The organism is Variovorax boronicumulans, from assembly GCF_040544675.1.
Classification (GTDB): Bacteria; Pseudomonadota; Gammaproteobacteria; order Burkholderiales; family Burkholderiaceae_C; genus Variovorax; species Variovorax boronicumulans_D.
On the sequence record NZ_JBEPKK010000018.1, the window covers coordinates 58,615 to 76,457 of the forward strand.

A 17,843-nucleotide genomic window follows, 5' to 3' on the forward strand; every position below is an offset into this window, starting at 1 on the left:
CGCCTTGAGCGTTTTTTAACGACACCCAGGGTTGCTCCGGCAGCGCCGTATGACCGCAAGCGCGATCTCGAACAACGCGTTCGCCGATGGGGGTGGCCGCGAGGGCGGAGCACAGACCGACGCGTTCCTGCAGATCAAGGCAGTCCAGATTCACTCCATGCGTCCACCTAGAGGCACCATGCTGCACCAGTCTTTCTTCCGGGTCCTGTACTCAAGCCTTGTGCTGACGGTGCTCACGGCTTGTGCAGGCATGCCTACGTCGATGCCTCGTGAACCGAGCACGGCCATGAAAGACACCGGCGACACCGCGCTTGGCCGGGCCGCCGCTCCCCTGACGGCGCCCCACCCGGGCCTGTCCGGCTTTCACTCTCTTACCGAAGGTCCGGATGCTTTCGCTGCCCGCATCGCCTTGGTGAATATGGCGCAGCGCAGCGTTGACCTGCAGTACTTCATTTGGCACCAGGACGCCACGGGCCAAATGTTATGGGAAGCCTTGTGGCAAGCCGCAGAACGCGGTGTAAGGGTGCGGGTACTTCTGGATGATCATCACACCGATGGACAGGACGCCGTGTTGGCCGCGATGGACGCGCACCCAAATATCGAATTGCGGCTGTTCAACCCCTACGTGAATCGGAACGTCCGCTTTGCCAACCTCGCCCTGGACTTCTCGCGACTGAATCGCCGCATGCACAACAAGTCGCTGACCGTCGACAACCAGGTGACCATTGTCGGTGGGCGCAATGTCGGTGACGAGTACTTCGGCGCCGCCGAGGGCGTCGCATTTCAAGACATGGACGTGCTGGGCATCGGTCCGGTGGCCCAAGATGTGTCGAATGAGTTTGACCTCTACTGGAACAGCGACGTTGTCTATCCCTCAGCTGCCGTGCTGCCGCCCGCGGCGAGCGACGGCCTGGCTCAGGTGCAGGCGTCATGGGCTCGCGTACATGCAGCCCCAGCGGCGCAAATCTACGTTGAGGCGGTGCGCAAGACGCTCGTCGCGCGCCAGATTGCCAGATACGAACTACCGTTTACATGGGCCACCGCCCGCGTGGTCCATGACAGTCCGGAGAAAGGCCGCCGCACACCCAAACGCGAGGAATTGTTGAATGCGCGCCTCGTGGAGTTGATGGGGAATCCCGGCAAGGAACTGAATGCGGTCTCGCCTTATTTCGTGGCCGGTGAAGAGCTCACCGAGATGCTGACCGGTTTCGCCAAGCGGGGCGTCAACGTCCGGGTCCTCACCAATGCCCTGGTCTCCACAGACGTGGTGGCCGTGCACGCAGGCTACTCAAAATATCGGGTGCGACTCCTGCAAGGTGGTGTACGGCTGTATGAGCTCAAACCGGAGTACACGGCGCAACGTTGGGACACTGCCCGTGAGCAGGCCAGAAAGTCGCGCGACCGCGAGCGGCAGGAAATGAGCCAAGATGGACAGACTACGTCCCAATTCGACTCGGCCCCACGCGCCGCATCCAGCTTTGGGTCTGGTTCGGGCTCAGGTAGCAGCGGCAGCGGGGGGAGTTCGGCATCGAGCTTGCACGCCAAGACCTTCGTGACCGATCGGCGCTTGCTGTTCGTCGGCTCCTTCAATCTCGATCCGCGATCGGAACGACTGAACACCGAGATGGGTGTAGTTATTGACAGCCCGGTAATGGCTGAAGAGATCGCCTCGTTGATGGACGACGTTGTTCCCCAGCGCGCTTACGAAGTGCGGCTTCAACCCGATGGTCACAACCTGGAGTGGGTTGAGCGCTCGTCACAAGGCGAACGCGTTTGGCGTGAGGAGCCGGGCAGCACGACGTGGAACCGATTGTTGATCAACGTATTGCAAGTGTTGCCGATCGAATGGCTGTTGTAGGGCGTGCGTGCGGTGTACGAGTGTTGATTTCCGCCGGAAATTGGCTCGGTAGATGCACGATCAGGGATGGGGTGAATCCAACAGAACCGCCGCCATTGGGCGCGAGATCCCTCGGCTAAATGTCCTGCCAGCGGCTTTTGACGTTGAGACAATAGCAAGATCGCTAGGGGCCCGAAAGGGCCTGTTATGCGTGCTTGTAATTCAGTAAAAAGGCTTCTATGCACATGACGACGATGAGGGGCGCAGCGGGTTTGCTGCATCTGGTGTTTGCAGTGCCGACGGTGGTCACAGCCATCGCGGCTTCGCCACTTTCGAGAGGTTGACCCGATGGCTGTCGAAGGAAGTGCGGGTGACCTGATCAAGGTCGTGAGTCTGCTCGGTGCTGCCGTCGTGGCGGTGCCGCTTTTCAAGAAAATCGGCCTCGGCTCCGTGCTGGGTTATCTGGCCGCGGGCCTGGCCATCGGGCCCTTCGGCTTCAAGCTGTTCACCGACCCGCAGGCTATCCTGCACGTGGCCGAGCTGGGCGTGGTGATGTTCCTGTTCGTGATCGGGCTGGAAATGCGGCCCTCCCACTTGTGGAGTCTGCGAAAGCAGATCTTCGGGCTGGGCAGCCTCCAGTGCCTGGTGTGCGGCTTGCTGCTCACGCTGGTCAGCATCGGCTTCGGCTTCCCCCTGGCCGTGTCATTCGTCTGTGCTACGGGCTTCGTACTCACGTCGACCGCCATCGTGATGCAGCTGCTGGGCGAGCGAGGCGACATCGCTGCGCCACGCGGTCAGCGCATCGTCTCCGTCCTGCTCTTTGAAGACTTGCTGATCGTGCCGCTGCTGGCCATCGTGGCTTTCATCGCTCCGCCGGCGCTGGACGCCGCCGTGGTGCCCTCACGCTGGGGCGTGATCGGTCTGGCGCTGGGTGCGCTGGCCGCGCTGGTGGCCGCCGGCATCTGGCTGTTGAACCCGTTCTTCCGAATCCTGGCCAACGCCAAGGCGCGCGAGGTCATGACGGCCGCTGCGTTGCTGGTGGTGCTCGGTGCGGCGCTGTTGATGCAGTTGGGCGGCTTGTCGATGGCCATGGGCGCGTTCCTGGCGGGCGTGCTGCTGTCCGAGTCCACCTTCCGCCATCAGCTTGAGGCCGACATCGAACCCTTCCGCGGACTGCTGTTGGGGCTGTTCTTCCTTGGCGTAGGCATGTCGCTGGATCTGGCCGTCGTGGGCCGCAACTGGCAGCTGATCGTGGCCGGCGTGGTGGCGCTGATGGTGACCAAGGCGCTGTGCATCTACGCCGTGGCGCGCCTCGCCAAGAGCTCGCACGCCGACGCGCTCGATCGCGCCGTGCTGATGGCGCAGGGTGGGGAGTTCGCGTTCGTGCTCTTCGCGGCGGCCCTGGGTGCGGGCGTCATCGATGCCACCGTCAACGCCAACATGACTGCCGTCGTCGTACTGTCGATGGCGCTGACACCGCTGATCGTCCTGGCCCACCAGCGCTGGGGCCCACGCGTTGCAGAGTCGATGGAAGGCGTGGAAGCGGCGCAAGACCGGCAGGCCAGCGTGCTGGTCATCGGCTTCGGCCGCGTCGGCCAGATCGCCAGCCAGGGCGTGGTGGCGCGCGGCGCCTCGCTGACCGTGATTGACAACGACACCCAAGTGATTCGCGATGCGCAGAACTACCTGGGCTTCAAGGTCTACTACGGCGACGGGGCGCGGTCCGATGTGCTGCACGCCGCCGGCGCGCACACCGCCAGCGCCATTCTGGTCTGCGTCAATGACAAGGCCGCCGCAACGCGCATCGCCGAGAGCGTGAGAGCCGAATGTCCGCACGCGCGCGTGTTGGTGCGGGCCTACGACCGTCAGCACGCGGTGGAACTGGTCCAGACCAATGGTGCGGACACCGTGATTCGGGAGACCTTCGAATCGGCTATGAAGATGGGCTACGAAGCAATGTTGGCCACTGGCGCGACTGTGGATGAAGCCAGCGCCGTCATTTCAGACTTGCGCCGGCTGGATGACGATCGCTTCGACTTGGAGGTGGCAGGCGACGCATTCGCTGGTCGCGCATTGCTGCAGGCCGGTCTGCGCAATCGTGGGAACCGCGATAGCAGCAGCGCTGAAGCGCCTGTGCCTTGAACGCCCGAACGCGCGGTGACTTCTCAATGCCGATGCCCTTTAGGGAACAACACGCACGCCTTTCATCATGGCAATTCGCACTTGATCGGACGTGCCCTTTCAATCCGATCAAAGCGGTTGACCAAGACGAACCACGGTTACTGCGCTTCCGCGCGGCAGATTCGAGTTCTTGTGCATCGACCTGCGCGACACGATAGGACGCCGGCTGATACGGCGAATACCAAGACCTCTCGCACGCTGCAATCGTAGATTTAACAAAGTATGAAAGGCGAATGATGTCGTTTTTTAGATCTCTCACCAACACTGTATTGATCGCCGGCTTTATCAGCGGTTGCGCCACCGTGCGCCAGCAAGATTTGGATGCTTGGGTGGGCGCTCCTGTCGAGGCCCTGGACGCGCATCCGGTGTTCTTAACGATGCCCATGTACCGCGCACAGACCGCCAGCGGCGTCGAGACACGCAACTACGTAAACAGTAAAGAAGTGGAGCAATGCTTCACCAACCTCGGTGTACGCCGTGGAGATAAGAAGTATGTGAGCCACAGCGCATTTACCACTTGCTCCGATAGCCGGGTGGTATGCAATAACCTGTTTTACATTCAAGGCGAAAAGGTTCTACGCTACGTGCCGACTGGCGCCTGCTACACGGACGATAGTGTGCGACCAAACGTTGGCTACTTGGCGCCCAAGCAACCCGTCCGGTAGCGCTCGGCGTGAGCCACCAACACCACTTTCTCAGCCCCCTGCGGAAGTCAAAAAGCCCTAAGTAATCACCACTTAGGGCTTTTTTCTTTCCAGCGTCCCCAGCAAGCGCTGCAACGCCTCCAGGTCGGCCGGCTTGACCAGGTGGTGGTCGATGCCCGCTTCCCGCGACCGGCGGCGATCGTCCTCCTGCCCCCAGCCCGTCAACGCCACCAGCGTCGGAGGCGCCACCGGAAACAGCCGATGGATCGCCTTGGCGACCTCGTAGCCGTTCATGCCGGGCATGCCGATGTCCAGCAGCACCACATCGGGCTTCCATGCCGCCAGCACCTCCAGGCCGTGCACGCCGTCGTAGGCCACGCGCACCCGTGCATCGAGCGACTCCAGCACCATGGCCAGCGTGTCCACAGCGTCGCGGTTGTCGTCGATGAGCAGGATCTCGATGTGTCCCAGCGTCGCGGTCGCCGGGGCTGCCGCAGCCTCCGCGGCCGGCAGGGCCTGCGCGAGCGGCAGGCGCAGGGTGAACTCGCTGCCCTGCCCCAGCCCGTCGCTGCGCATCGACAAGGTGCCGCCGTGCATCTGCGCCAGCCGGCGCGACAGGGCCAGCCCGATGCCCAGGCCCGCCTGGTGGCGCGCGCTGTAGCGGTCGCCGCGGCTGAACATCTCGAACAGCCGGGGCTGCAGTTCGGCCGCAATGCCGATGCCGTTGTCCTGCACCCGGATCACCGCGCAATCGTCTTCGCACGCCGCAGTCACCGAAATGCGCCCCTTGTCTTCGGTGTACTTGGCCGCGTTGTTCAGCAGGTTGGCCACGATCTGCGCCATCCGCACGGGGTCGCCTTCCAGTTGCAGCGGCACCTCCGGCAGCGTCACGGCGAGCGTGTGGCCCGCCGCCTTGATCAAGGGGTCGCTGGTTTCCACGGCGCTGGCGATCACGCTCGCCACGTCCACCCGTTCCTTGCGCAGCGACAGCGCGCCCCGGCTGATGCGCGACATCTCCAGCAGGTCTTCGACCAGCCGGATCATGTAGCTGATCTGCCGGTCCATCATGGCGTGCAGCCGCTCCGAGCGCGCATCGGAATTGCCCGTGCGGCGCAGCACTTCGATGGCCATGCGCAGCGGCGCCAGCGGGTTGCGCAACTCGTGCGACAGCGTGGCCAGAAACTCGTCCTTGGCGCGGTCCGCCTGCGCCAGCCGCTCGGCCTGCTCGCGCACCGACTGGTCCGCGGCCTGCCGCTCGGTGATGTCGCGCGTGGTGCCCGCAATGGCGACCACTTCGCCGTCGGCACCCAGCACGGGCGCGAAGATGTAGTCGTACACGCGCGTGCCGTTGGTGCCGGTGAAAGGAATCTCCCCGCGGATCGGCGCGCGCGTGGCGATCACGCGGTCGATTTCGGAGTCGTGCAGGTCGGCGTGCCACTGCTCGTAGCCCAGGTCCGTCCAGCGCTTGCCGCGCACGTCCTGCACGCCCCAGGTCTGCAGCAACGCGTCGTTGGCATACAGCGCTCGGTGGTCCAGGTCGAACACGTAGACGAAGTCGGGCGTGCTGTTCAACGCGGTCTCGTAGATGCGCCGCTGCGTCTGCGATTCGTCGATGAGCCGCTCGCGCTCGGCCTGCGACTTTCTGGCTTCCTCGGTGAGGCTCTCCAGCATGCCGTGGCTGTGGTGCGTGGCCGACGACGCTTCCTCCACGTGGTTGACGATGAATTCGATCTCGCCGTCGTCGCCCGCAACCGGCGTGCTGAGGATGTTCCAGCAGCGCTTTTCGAACCCGCCGCCCATCGCCTGCGGCAACGCCAGGTCGTAGCGCTGACTCTCCACCCTGTGGGGCGAGCGGGAGTCCAACACATGCCGCAGCGCGGCGTGCAGATTGCTCGCGCTGTCAACAAGCGGGTCCCCCGGAAACACATCGAACAACGCGCGCCCGAAGATCGATGCGTCGGTGCGCGTGGTCGCCAGAAATTCAGCGCTGGCAGCGACGATCGTGAAGCCGGCGTCCGGCCTGACGACGAGATACCGACCCGTGAGGGCCTGAAACAACCGTTCGATGAGAGGGGGCGGGGGCATCTTTCGATTCTGCATGCGGACCTGCGCCCGGCGCCGCCCTGCGAGCGCCAGCGCATCGTCCCAGGCTGTAAGCGCGCCGCTCGAAATGAAGCGGGCCGAAGCCTACCTGCGCTTCTGCCTGGCAAAGCCCTCGTGGTCGATGGCCGTCACGCGTTCGCCCGCCGAGCATTCGCTGGTGAGCGTGATCCTCTCGTTGTCCGAGAAATAGGTGGCGTAAAGGTGCCACAGCTGGCCGTCCAGGCCGAAGCTCAGGTGCAGCTTGAAGTCGGAGCCCCACCGGGCGGTCCCCGTGCCCACCTTCTCGACCCACTGGTGCAGGCCCTTGATGATGATCACGTCCCGCTCCGCAGAGCCCACGTAGTCGCCCAGCTTGCTCGCCCCGACGCCGCCGGGTCGGCAGTTCTGCGCAGCGGGCCGGCCGAACAGCTCCCTGATCTTGGCCTCGGTGTTGTAGGTGCCGGTCAACAGCCGGTCGTAGGAGCGCCGCGGGTTCAGGCGAAGCAGGCTCGTATCGTTCCAGGCGCGGTGCCTGCTGTAGTTCCGATAAAGCGGGTTCGTTCCGTCGTGGAAGGTCAGGGACATCGCTGCGCTCCGGGAAGCCGAAAACCGCAGATTCTTCATCCGCGCGCCGAACAAGAGTAGTCGTCCGAACGGCCTAAGCCATCCGCGCGAGCACCGTCAGGATCTTGCGCCAGCCCGCCTGCTCGTCCAATGAAGTCCCGATCTGCGCCGCCTCCATCGCCTGCCGCTCGCGCGCGGTCGCCTGCTCCTCGATGCGCGCGCCCCGCACCGTGAGCCACAGCTTCTTGGCGCGATGCTGCGCGGGGTCGCGCTCCGCGACGATGAAGCCCTGGTCCTGCAGCAGCTTGATCGGCCCCTGCAGCACATGCTTGCCCACGCCCAGCAACTCGGCCAGTTGGCCGGCCGAGAGCCCGTCGGCACGCGCCACCGCATAAAGCACGCGGCGATGCACGCGCAAGAGCCCGTGCTCGGCAAGGAAGGCATCGGCCTCCTTCACCAGACCGCGGTGCGCGAAGTGCATGAGCAGCAGCGCGCCGTCCTGCGGATGCAACGCGCGCATGCCGAGGCTGGCGACGCGCTCCAGGTCGAAGGCGGGATGCGCAGCGGTATCGGCGCAAGCGGAAGAAGATGGAGAAGAAGAAGACGGATCGGCCATGTGCCGGCATTGTCCTTGCGGCACCAAGACCGCACGGTCAGCCGGACATGCGCCGGAGGGCATGTCGCCGATAATCCGCCGCGATGCTCCTCCGCTTCCACACCGCACCGCACAGGCCCGCCGCCCGCACGGGCATGCCGCGCCCGGGCGTGGCGGTGATCCGCTGGGCACTGCTGTGGTTTGCGCTGTCGCTGGGCGCGGCCATTGCCTCGCCGCTGGTGCACCCGCTGTCGATGGAACTGGTCTGCTCGGCCAGCGGTTCGGTCAAGGCCATCGTGCACACCGACGACGGCGTGCACGAACTGGGCGCCGGCCACCTGGACTGCCCGCTGTGCATGCTCGGCGGCGCGCCGCCTGCCGCGCCGGTTGTCTCGCCGGCCACGGCCGCGCCTGTGGACCACGCCGTCGCGCAGGCAGCGCACACGCACATCGCGGCCGTCGCCGCGGCGCCGCTGCCGGCGCGCGGGCCTCCCGCCCTCTGCTGAATCGCTTCAGGTTTTTATTGCGCATGCGAGGCTGCCGTTAAAGGGCATGCCGCATGGCGCGTTCCAGCCATTCATGCGTAGGCGCATTGCGCGCACGCCAGAGAGCTTTCATGCACATTCCAGGCCCATTGCCAATTTCTCGCCGCCATCTGCTCATTGCAGGCGGCAGCCTCGCCGCCCTGTCGCTCGCCGCCTGCGACAAGGTGCTTCCCGTGCGCTACAACGGCATCGACCTCACCGGCGCCAACTACGCGCAGGACTTTCGGCTCACCGACGCCGACGGCCACGAGCGCACGTTGGCCGACTTCAAAGGCAAGGCGGTGATGCTGTTCTTCGGCTTCACCCAATGCCCCGACGTGTGTCCCACCGCGCTGGTGCGCGCCGCCGAAATCCGTCGCATGCTCGGCGCCGACGGCGAGCGCCTTCAGGTGGTGTTCGTCACCGTGGACCCCGAGCGCGACCTGCCCGTGGTGCTCAAGGCCTACACCCAGGCCTTCGACCCCAGCTTCATCGGGCTCTACGGCGACCTCAAGACGACCAGCGAAACCGCCAAGGCCTTCAAGGTCTTCTATAAAAAGGTGCCCACCGGCTCGTCGTACACCATGGACCACTCCACCTTCAGCTACGTGTTCGATCCGGCCGGAAAAATCCGGCTGGTGCTGCGCCACGAACAAAGCGCGCAGGAATGCGCAGACGACCTGCGCAAGATCCTGCAGACCAGCGCCTGACTTTTCAACCATTCACCCGATTCAGTTCCATCCAAGGAGATCTCTCATGACCCCCATCGCCCGCATCCTCGCCCTCTCGGCCGCCTCGTTCCTCGTGAGCACCGCCTATGCGCAAGTCACCGTCAAGGACGCCTGGGTCCGCGCCACCGTGCCCAAGCAGCAGGCCACCGGCGCATTCATGCAGATCAGCGCGCCGCAAGACAGCAAGCTGGTGTCCGCCAGCTCGCCCGTCACGCCTGTCGTCGAAGTCCACGAAATGGCCGTGCAGGACGGCGTGATGCGCATGCGCCAGGTGCCCTCGGTCGCGCTGCCCGCGGGCAAGACCGTCGAGCTCAAGCCCGGCGGCTATCACGTGATGCTGCTCGACCTGAAGCAGCAAGTGAAGGAAGGCGACACGGTGCCGCTCACGCTGGTGTTCGAAGGCAAGGACGGCAAGCGCGAATCGCTGGAGGTGAAGGCACCGGTGCGTGCCTTGAATGCGTCGGCCAAACCGGCGACTGCGCACGGCGATCACAAGCACTGAGCGACGCTGGGCGACTTGGCGCGACTTGGCGCGACTTGGCGCAAGGGCCGGCACGCACCGGCCTCACGCCCCATCAATTCATCGGCTTCGGGCAGCCTCGATCAACGCGAGCCCCGCCGTCTCCAGCGCATGCACCGGGCCCTTCTTGCCCAGCCGCTGGCCGTTCATGTAGGCACCGTCGATCAGCAGCACCAGCTGATCGGCCAGCTCCGCGGGCTTGCGCGCACCGATGCGCTTGGTCAGCGCGTGGAGCCGGCGATGCAGCTCGACCTTGTTGCGCAAGGCCACCGCGCGAGCGGGATGCGCAGGCTCCGGGAACTCGGTGGCCACGTTGAGAAAAGGGCATCCGCGGTACGCAGGCGTTGCGATGTGGCGAGCGATCCAGCGCAGATGCGCCTTCAGTTCCGCGCCTGCATCGCCCTCGTGCTTTGCAGAAATCGCATCCCAGTCGCGCCAGTACGCCGCATCTTCCTGCTCCAGAAATGCAACGACCAGATCGTCCTTGGTCGTGAAGTGCCGGTAGAGGCTGGTCTTGGCAACGCCCGAGCGCTCGACCACCAGGTCGACGCCCACCGCCCTCACGCCCTCCCGGTAAAAAAGCTGCGCGGCGGTTTCGAGAACGCGCGCCCGCGCGCCGGATGCTGCGGGCTCGCCTGCCGCCGCAACGGCTTCGGCAGCGATGGAATTGCGTCGGGTCATTGCATGTGCTCCAGGGATCGAAGGGCGTGCCATCCGCACGCAGCCGGAGTTTACTTGACACGCTACAGATCTGTACTCTAAGCTCGCCCAAGGGGAGTACAGATCTGTAGCGTTTTGCGGCAGATGTCTCTGCCGCAGGAGTTCTTCACATGCCATCGAATCCATCCGTGCTCGTCTACGGCGCCTACGGGCACACCGGGCGCTTCGTCGTGTCGGCGCTGCGCGAGCGCGGCTTCATGCCCATCCTTTCGGGCCGCGACGCCGACAAACTGAACGCGCTGGCAGCCAGGCATGCAGGGCTCGAAGTGCGGCCTGCATCGGTCGATGAAGCTGCATCGCTGGACCGTGCGTTGACGAGCGCCGCGGCGGTCATCAACTGCGCGGGCCCTTTCGCCAGCACCGCCGCGCCGCTGATCGAAGCCGCGCTGCGCGCACGCATTCCGTATCTGGACATCGCGGCCGAAGTCGAAGCCAACATCGACACCTTCGCGCACTTCGATGCGCGCGCCCGCGAGGCCGGCGTTGCGGTGGTGCATGCCGTTGCGTTCTATGGCGGGCTGGGCGATCTGCTGGCAACCGCGGCCATGGGCGACTGGGATTCGGCCGACGAAATTTCCATTGCCTACGGCCTGGACAGCTGGTTGCCCACGCCCGGCACCCTGGTCGCGGGGCAGGTGTCGAGGCAGCGGCGCGACGGTCGACGGGTCGTGTTCGCAAACGGAAAGATCTCGTACGTCACAGGCCCCGCGCCGACGGCCGAGTGGACGTTTCCCGCGCCCCTGGGCACGCAGCCGGTCATCGCTGAATTCACCATGGCCGACTCGGTGACGATCGCGCGCCACCTGAAGGTGCCCGAGATCCGCTCGTACATGACGGCGGTGGCGGTCAAGGACCTGAGCGCACCGGGCCAGGAGGCACCGAAGGCCAGCGACGAGAGCGGCCGCTCATCGCAGACCTTCGTTGTCGAAGTGGTGGTGCGCCGAGGCAGCGAGCGCCGCACCGCCGCTGCCAGCGGGCGGGACATCTATGCGTTCAGCGCGCCGCTGGTCGTGGAGGCACTCGCGCGCGTGCTCGGCGGCGATGCGAGGGCGGGCGGTGTGTTCACCGCCGGCGAGGCCTTCGATGCAAAAGATTTTCTGGCGTCGCTCAGCCCTGCGCATCTGTCGTTCGCACTGGGTTGAAAAACCGCGCGAAACCTTCTCTGCCGCTACCACGCTTTCCCTCATACAACCGCTTCGAAGTCATCTCTTTTTCCCACCGCTGAGCCCCCTGCCTGTTCAACAGGCAATGTGGTGGAAAGCCCCGTCAATCCTCGCTTCGCGCACTCACCTCCTCAGGCAACCCACAGAGTTGTCCACAGAAAAATCTAACAAGTCATCCAACTGACTTCGACCTGCGCTTGGCCGAAAGGCTGTTCCAGAACGGCGGAACTATGATTCGCCGCAACCAGAAAGCCCCTTGCCATGACACACCCACCACTTGACTACTCGGCTGCAGGCGTCGACTACAACAAGATCGACCCGCTCAAGCTGCTGGCGCAAAGGTCCGCCAGCGCAACCGGTGCCAACCTTGCCGCGCACGGCGTGGCCGAAGTGGCAGGCTCGCGCGGCGAGTCCGCCTATGTGATGGAAATCGACGGCCGCTTCATCGCCTCGATCACGGAATGCCTGGGCACCAAGGCCCTCGTCGCCGACGCGGTGCGCGCGATCAGTGGTCGCACGCACTACGACACGATTGCGCAAGACACCATCGCAATGGCCGTCAACGACCTGATCACCGTCGGCGCCACGCCGCTTTCGGTGCACGCCTACTGGGCAGCCGGCGGCAGCGACTGGTTTGCGGACGAAGAACGCATGCACGACCTGGTCGAAGGCTGGCGCAAGGCCTGTGACGTGTGCAAGGTCAGCTGGGGCGGCGGCGAAACGCCGGCGCTCGCGGGTGTGGTCGAGGCCGGCCGCATCGACCTGGCCGCATCGTCGGTGGGCATCGTGCCCTCGCGCGAGCGCCTGACGCTCGGCGAGAAGATGGGCAACGGCGACGCCATCGTGCTGCTGGCCTCCAGCGGCATCCACGCCAACGGCGTGAGCCTGGCGCGCAAGCTGGTCGAGCGGCTGCCCGACGGCTACGCCAGCTTGCTGCCCGACGGGCGCACGTACGGCGAATCGCTGCTGGATCCGACAACGCTGTATGTGCCCGTGACCGAAGCGCTCTTTGCCGCAGGCATCGTGCCGCATTACATCGCCAACATCACGGGCCACGGCTGGCGCAAGCTCATGCGCCACGCGGGCGAGTTCACCTACCGCATCCACACGCTGCCCGACGTGCCGCCGGTGCTGCGCTTCATGCAGGAACACGCGGGCATCGACGACCACGAGGCCTATGGCAGCCTCAACATGGGTGCGGGCTTTGCGCTCTACGTGGCCAAGGAGCAGGCCGAAGAAGTGGCCCGCATCGCGCGCGGCCTGGGCGTTGCCGCATGGGTCGCGGGGCGGGTGGAAGCGGGCGCAAAAAGCGTGGTGATCGAGCCGCTGGGCGTGACCTATGCGGCGGATGAACTGCACGTTCGCGCGTAGGCACGCTTCGGAAAGTTCGAGCCGCAGTCAAACGGATTTCGCGGCGACGTAGCCCTTGAACTGCTCCCGCAGCTTGGTCTTCAGCAGCTTGCCGGTGGCCGTATGCGGCAGGCTCTCCACAAAAGCCACGTCGTCTGGCAACCACCACTTTGCCACGCGCTGCGACAGAAAGGCGAGCAGCTCCTCGCCCGTCACCGCCGCCCCCGCGCGCTTGACCACGATGAGCAGCGGGCGCTCCTGCCACTTGGGGTGCGCGATGCCGATCACCGCCGCCTCGGCCACCGCCGGGTGCGCGCTCGCGGCGTTCTCCAGGTCGATGGACGAGATCCATTCGCCGCCCGACTTGATGACGTCCTTGGCGCGATCGACCAGCTGCACGTAGCCGTCTTCATCGATGTTGGCGACATCGCCCGTCGGAAAGAAACCCTCGGCGTCCAGCACCGCCCCGCCCTCGCTCTTGAAGTAGCCGCTTGCAATCCACGGCCCGCGCACATGCAGGTGGCCGAAGGCCTTGCCGTCGTGCGGCTGGCGCTGGCCGTCTTCGCCGACGATCTTCAGCTCCACGCCCCACACGCCGCGGCCCTGGCGCATCTTCACGCGCACCTGTTCTTCCTTGGGCATCGACGCATGCTTGGGCAGCAGGTTGCCGATCACGCCGATGGGGCTGGTTTCGGTCATGCCCCAGCCCTGCACGAAGTCGGCGCCGAAGTCGCGCTCGAAGCGCTCGATCATGCTGCGCGGCGTGGCGGCGCCGCCCACGCCGATGCGCTTGAGCCCGATGGCGCGCGTGTCGATGTCGGGGTGCGCGTCGAAGTACTGGAACAGCATGAGCCAGATGGTGGGCACCGCCTGCGAGAAGCCGACCTTCTCGTCGCGCATCAGCTCGTACAGGCTCTGGCCGTCCATGTGCGGGCCGGGCATCACGAGCTTGGCGCCGGTCATGGCCGCTGCGTACGGCATGCCCCAGGCGTTGGCATGGAACATGGGCACCGCGAGCAGCAGCGTCATCTGCGAGTTGACGCCGAAGGTGTCGGGCGCGCATTCCATCAGCGAATGCAGCACGGTGGAACGGTGCGAATACAAGACGCCTTTGGGGTTGCCCGTGGTGCCCGAGGTGTAGCAAAGCGACGAAGCAGTGCGCTCGTCGAACTCTGGCCATGTGTAGACCTCGCTCTGTGCGCCCACCAGCTCGTCGTAGCACAGCAGATGCGGCACGTCGATGGCGGGCATGTGCGCGCGGTCGGTCATGGCGACGAAGGCGCGCACGCTCCTGAGTTGCGGCGCGAGCTTTTCGACCAGCGGCGCGAAAGTGGTGTCGAAGAACAGCACCTTGTCTTCGGCATGGTTGACGATGTAGTCGATCTGCTCCGGAAAGAGACGCGGGTTCACCGTGTGCAGCACCGCGCCGGTGCCCGACACGCCGAAGTACAGCGCGAGGTGCCGCCAGGTGTTCCATGCCAGCGTGCCCACGCGGTCCCCCGGCTCGACGCCCAGCACCTTCATCGCATGGGCGACCTGCTTGGACCGACGCTGCACCTCCGCGTAGTTGGTTCGATGCACCGGCCCTTCGACCGTGCGCCCCACGATCTCGGCATGCGGGTGGAAAGTGGCCGCGTGATCGATGAGCGACGAGATCATCAGCGGGCGGTCTTGCATCAGTCCGAACATGGGTCTTGTCTCCTGTGCGGTGAATCTTCTGTTCCGGCGGTCGGCCGGATGGTGGCAGGGCGCCCCGATGCCCACATCGTCGGAACGGACGATTGAGCGGCCGGAACTTGCACCTAGGATGAACCTTCGTCGAGCATCATGGACGCCCCTGAATGAAAGCCAAAGCATGAACGTGTACGAAGCCGTTGAAAGCCGCCGATCGGTGCGCGCGTTTCTGGCCAAGCCCGTCGCCCCCGAGGTCATCCGCCGCGTGCTGCAGGCGGCCTTGCGCGCACCTTCGGGCGGCAACCTGCAGCCCTGGCACCTGCATGTGGTGGGCGGCGACCGGCTCGATGAACTCAAGGCCCTCATGCGCACCCGCGTGCAAGAGGCGCCGGCCGGCGAAGGCAGCGAGTACGACATCTACCCGCGCGAACTGGTCGCGCCCTATCGCGACCGCCGCTTCGCGGTCGGCGAGGCGATGTATGCGCGCCTTGGCATTCCGCGCGAAGACAAGGCCGCGCGGCGCGACTGGTTTGCGCGCAACTACCAGTTCTTCGGCGCGCCGCTGGCGCTGTTCTGCACGGTGGACCGGCGCATGGGGCCGCCGCAATGGTCCGACCTGGGGATGATGTTGCAGAGCGTGATGCTGCTCTTGCGCGCCGAAGGCCTCGACAGCTGCCCGCAGGAATGCTGGGCGATGTACCCGCAGACCATCGGCCGCTTCATCGAACTCCCGCCCGAGCGAATGCTGTTCACCGGCATGGCCATCGGGTATGCGGACCGGAGCGCGGCGCTCGATGGGCTGGTGACGGAGCGTGCGCCGCTCGCAGAGGTGGCGGAGTTCGTCGGCATCTGAGCGGTGTTGCATCAATGCAGGGAACGGTTCCTGCTTGATGTGTGGAACCACCCCGCTCTACGTTGCCCCATGCTCATCGCCCAGATCTCCGACCCCCATGTCCGGCCCGCCGGCCAGCTGTACCAGGGCGTGGCCGATTCGAACCGGATGTTCGCCGAGGCCATCGACCACCTGCACGGGCTCGACCGCCGGCCCGACCTGGTGCTGCTGACCGGCGACCTGGCCGATGACGGCCGGCCCGAGGCGTACGCGGAGGTCCGCCGCCTGCTGATGCACCTCGCGATTCCGTACCTCGTCATCCCCGGCAACCACGACCATCGCGAGAACTTTCGCGCAGCCTTCGCCGACCACGCCTACCTGCCCGCCACGGGTGCACTGCACTACTGCATCGACACGCACCCGGTGCGCATCGTCGCGCTCGACTCGTGCATTCCCGGTCTTCACCACGGGCACGTCGATGCCGAGGGCCTTGCATGGCTGCAGCGCACGCTGGAAGCCGACCGCGAGAAGCCCACGCTGCTGATGCTGCACCACCCGCCCTTCGTGAGCGGCATTCCCTACATGGACAGCTACCGGTACATCGACACGGCACCGCTCGAAGCCATCGTGCGCAGCGCAAGCAACATCGAGCTGTTGCTCTGCGGGCATGTGCATCGCACGATGCTCAAGCGCTGGGCTGGAACGGTCGTGTGTTCGTGCCCGAGCAGCACGACCGAGATCGCGCTGCAGCTCGCGCCCGGTGTGGCGCCGGCGTCGTACCTGGGGCGGCCGGCGTGCATGCTGCACCTGTGGGATGCGACGCATGGCATGGTCAGCCATGTGAGCCACATCGGGGGGATGGACGGGCCGTATCCGTTTGCGTGAGGGTTTGCGCGCGATTCGCGCCATGACGCCACGAGCCCCGACAAGGCGGCGGGCCGACGACAACCGCGCAGGCAGAATGCACTGGAGCAACGCCGCTGCGGAACACCCGGTGCATGCACGAACACGCCGGATACGGATCGACATGGCGCGCGAATCGTCAGACCCTTCGCCGGCAATCACGTCAACCCCACGGAAAGGCGACAACAAGCATGAGCACCCACACAGTCCGACTGCACCGCGTCTTCGCCGCGAAGCCCGAGAAGGTCTACCGCGCATTCCTCGACGCCGATGCCAAGGCGCGGTGGCTGCCGCCCAATGGCTTCACCGGCAAGGTCCATGCGATGGACGCCAGGGTGGGCGGCAAATACAAGATGTCGTTCACCAACTTCACCACCGGCCAGAGCCACGCGTTCAGCGGCGAGTACCTGGAACTGGTGCCCAACGAACTGCTGCGCTACACCGACACTTTCGACGACCCCAACCTGCCTGGCGAAATCCAGGTCACGGTCACGTTAAAGCAAGTCTCGGTCGGCACCGAGCTGAGCATCGTGCAGGAAGGCCTGCCCTCGGTCATTCCGCTGGACGGGTGCTATCTGGGCTGGCAGGAGTCGCTGCAGAACCTCGCAAGGCTGGTCGAGCCCGATATCGAGGGGTAGGCAACAAAGGCAGCGCCGGCTCGCCCTCAGCGCGGCGCCATGCGAATGGCCCCATCCAGCCGCACGCTCTCGCCGTTGAAATACCCGTTGGTGATCATCAGCTCCGCCAGCGTCGCGTACTCCGACGGGTTGCCCAGCCGCTTCGGAAACGGCACCGATGCGGCCAGCGCGGCCTTCACGTTGTCGGGCGCACCCTGCAGCAGCGGCGTGTCGAAGATGCCCGGCAGGATGGTGTTCACGCGGATGCCCTCGCCCATCAGGTCGCGCGCGATCGGCAGCGTCATGCCGACAATGCCCGCCTTCGACGCGGTGTAGGCCGCCTGCCCCATCTGCCCGTCCTGCGCCGCCACCGACGCGGTGTTGACGATGGCGCCGCGCTCGCCGTCCTGCAGCATGTCGAGCGTGAGCATGCCGGCCGCCGACTTGGCGATGCAGCGGAAGGTGCCCACCAGGTTGATCTGGATGATGCGGTCGAAGTTGGCGAGCGGAAAGTGCTTGATCTCGCCCGTCGTCTTGTCGCGGCTCGCGGTCTTGACCGCGTTGCCGGTGCCCGCGCAGTTGACCAGCACCCGCTCTTGCCCGTGCGCGGCGCGGGCCTTGGCGAAGGCCGCATCGACCTGCGTGTCGGAGGTGACGTCGACCTGGCAGAACACGCCGCCCAGTTCCCTGGCGAGCGCTTCGCCCTGTTCCGCGTTGAGGTCGAACAGCGCGACCTTCACGCCGTGTCCGGCCAGGCGGCGCGCGGTGGCCGCGCCCAGGCCCGAGGCGCCGCCGGTGACGACGGCGGAAATACTGGCATCGAGTTGCATCTTGAGGTGTCTCCGGATGGATTGTTGGCAGGCAGTTTAGGAAGCAGAATCGCCTGCCGGAATCGTCGGAAGCGAC

Annotated in this window: 17 protein-coding genes; 11 read left to right on the plus strand and 6 right to left on the minus strand. The window is 65.5% G+C overall.

The features are described 5' to 3' along the window. Positions 1–49: 49 nt before the first annotated feature. The 3 genes from ABIC90_RS24330 to ABIC90_RS24340 all read left to right on the plus strand — a co-directional run bounded on the left by ABIC90_RS24330 (position 50) and on the right by ABIC90_RS24340 (position 4,683). Positions 50–1,858: a phospholipase D family protein gene (locus tag ABIC90_RS24330; protein WP_354358742.1), complete on the plus strand. Its 1,809-nt coding sequence runs from the start codon at positions 50–52 to the stop codon at positions 1,856–1,858. Between the two features lie 327 nt (positions 1,859–2,185). Continuing rightward, positions 2,186–3,979, plus strand: coding sequence for a monovalent cation:proton antiporter-2 (CPA2) family protein (locus ABIC90_RS24335; RefSeq protein ID WP_354358744.1), 1,794 nt, complete (start codon positions 2,186–2,188; stop codon positions 3,977–3,979). 272 nt (positions 3,980–4,251) lie between these two features. Beyond that, complete coding sequence (locus tag ABIC90_RS24340; protein WP_354358746.1) at positions 4,252–4,683, plus strand: hypothetical protein; 432 nt, start codon at positions 4,252–4,254, stop codon at positions 4,681–4,683. Between the two features lie 72 nt (positions 4,684–4,755). Here ABIC90_RS24340 and ABIC90_RS24345 read toward each other — a convergent pair whose 3' ends face one another. The 3 genes from ABIC90_RS24345 to ABIC90_RS24355 all read right to left on the minus strand — a co-directional run bounded on the left by ABIC90_RS24345 (position 4,756) and on the right by ABIC90_RS24355 (position 7,924). Beyond that, positions 4,756–6,747 (minus strand): hybrid sensor histidine kinase/response regulator, encoded by a 1,992-nt coding sequence (locus ABIC90_RS24345; protein ID WP_354358748.1) that lies wholly within the window; start codon positions 6,745–6,747, stop codon positions 4,756–4,758. 102 nt (positions 6,748–6,849) lie between these two features. Continuing rightward, positions 6,850–7,329, minus strand: coding sequence for a hypothetical protein (locus ABIC90_RS24350; RefSeq protein WP_354358750.1), 480 nt, complete (start codon positions 7,327–7,329; stop codon positions 6,850–6,852). A gap of 73 nt (positions 7,330–7,402) precedes the next feature. Further along, positions 7,403–7,924: a MarR family winged helix-turn-helix transcriptional regulator gene (locus tag ABIC90_RS24355; protein ID WP_354358752.1), complete on the minus strand. Its 522-nt coding sequence runs from the start codon at positions 7,922–7,924 to the stop codon at positions 7,403–7,405. Between the two features lie 134 nt (positions 7,925–8,058). Here ABIC90_RS24355 and ABIC90_RS24360 point away from each other — a divergent pair, with 134 nt between their 5' ends. From ABIC90_RS24360 to ABIC90_RS24370, 3 genes are all read left to right on the plus strand, one after another. Further along, entirely contained in the window at positions 8,059–8,409 is a 351-nt protein-coding gene (locus ABIC90_RS24360; RefSeq protein WP_354358844.1) for a DUF2946 family protein, read from the plus strand. A gap of 110 nt (positions 8,410–8,519) precedes the next feature. Further along, complete coding sequence (locus tag ABIC90_RS24365) at positions 8,520–9,137, plus strand: SCO family protein (RefSeq protein ID WP_354358754.1); 618 nt, start codon at positions 8,520–8,522, stop codon at positions 9,135–9,137. Between the two features lie 46 nt (positions 9,138–9,183). Beyond that, entirely contained in the window at positions 9,184–9,660 is a 477-nt protein-coding gene (locus ABIC90_RS24370; protein WP_354358756.1) for a copper chaperone PCu(A)C, read from the plus strand. 78 nt (positions 9,661–9,738) lie between these two features. Here the strand turns inward: ABIC90_RS24370 and ABIC90_RS24375 are convergent, their stop codons facing one another. Continuing rightward, positions 9,739–10,359 (minus strand): TetR/AcrR family transcriptional regulator, encoded by a 621-nt coding sequence (locus ABIC90_RS24375; RefSeq protein ID WP_354358758.1) that lies wholly within the window; start codon positions 10,357–10,359, stop codon positions 9,739–9,741. Between the two features lie 149 nt (positions 10,360–10,508). Here ABIC90_RS24375 and ABIC90_RS24380 point away from each other — a divergent pair, with 149 nt between their 5' ends. Together ABIC90_RS24380 and ABIC90_RS24385 are read left to right on the plus strand one after the other, a co-directional pair. Continuing rightward, positions 10,509–11,540 (plus strand): saccharopine dehydrogenase family protein, encoded by a 1,032-nt coding sequence (locus ABIC90_RS24380; RefSeq protein WP_354358760.1) that lies wholly within the window; start codon positions 10,509–10,511, stop codon positions 11,538–11,540. 282 nt (positions 11,541–11,822) lie between these two features. Continuing rightward, positions 11,823–12,932: an AIR synthase-related protein gene (locus ABIC90_RS24385; protein WP_354358762.1), complete on the plus strand. Its 1,110-nt coding sequence runs from the start codon at positions 11,823–11,825 to the stop codon at positions 12,930–12,932. Positions 12,933–12,959: 27 nt separating this feature from the next. On the opposite strand, the gene ABIC90_RS24390 is transcribed toward ABIC90_RS24385, so the two are convergent. Beyond that, positions 12,960–14,600 (minus strand): 3-(methylthio)propionyl-CoA ligase, encoded by a 1,641-nt coding sequence (locus ABIC90_RS24390; protein WP_354358764.1) that lies wholly within the window; start codon positions 14,598–14,600, stop codon positions 12,960–12,962. A gap of 166 nt (positions 14,601–14,766) precedes the next feature. Here ABIC90_RS24390 and ABIC90_RS24395 point away from each other — a divergent pair, with 166 nt between their 5' ends. The 3 genes from ABIC90_RS24395 (at position 14,767) to ABIC90_RS24405 (ending at position 16,958) form a co-directional block, all read left to right on the plus strand. Further along, positions 14,767–15,438: a nitroreductase gene (locus ABIC90_RS24395; RefSeq protein WP_354358766.1), complete on the plus strand. Its 672-nt coding sequence runs from the start codon at positions 14,767–14,769 to the stop codon at positions 15,436–15,438. A 69-nt stretch (positions 15,439–15,507) separates the two neighbouring features. Beyond that, positions 15,508–16,302, plus strand: coding sequence for a phosphodiesterase (locus ABIC90_RS24400; RefSeq protein WP_354358768.1), 795 nt, complete (start codon positions 15,508–15,510; stop codon positions 16,300–16,302). 209 nt (positions 16,303–16,511) lie between these two features. Then, a complete protein-coding gene (locus ABIC90_RS24405; RefSeq protein WP_354358770.1) occupies positions 16,512–16,958 on the plus strand; it encodes an SRPBCC family protein in 447 nt (148 codons plus the stop codon). Between the two features lie 26 nt (positions 16,959–16,984). On the opposite strand, the gene ABIC90_RS24410 is transcribed toward ABIC90_RS24405, so the two are convergent. Then, complete coding sequence (locus tag ABIC90_RS24410) at positions 16,985–17,767, minus strand: SDR family NAD(P)-dependent oxidoreductase (RefSeq protein ID WP_354358772.1); 783 nt, start codon at positions 17,765–17,767, stop codon at positions 16,985–16,987. Between the last annotated feature and the right edge of the window lie 76 nt (positions 17,768–17,843).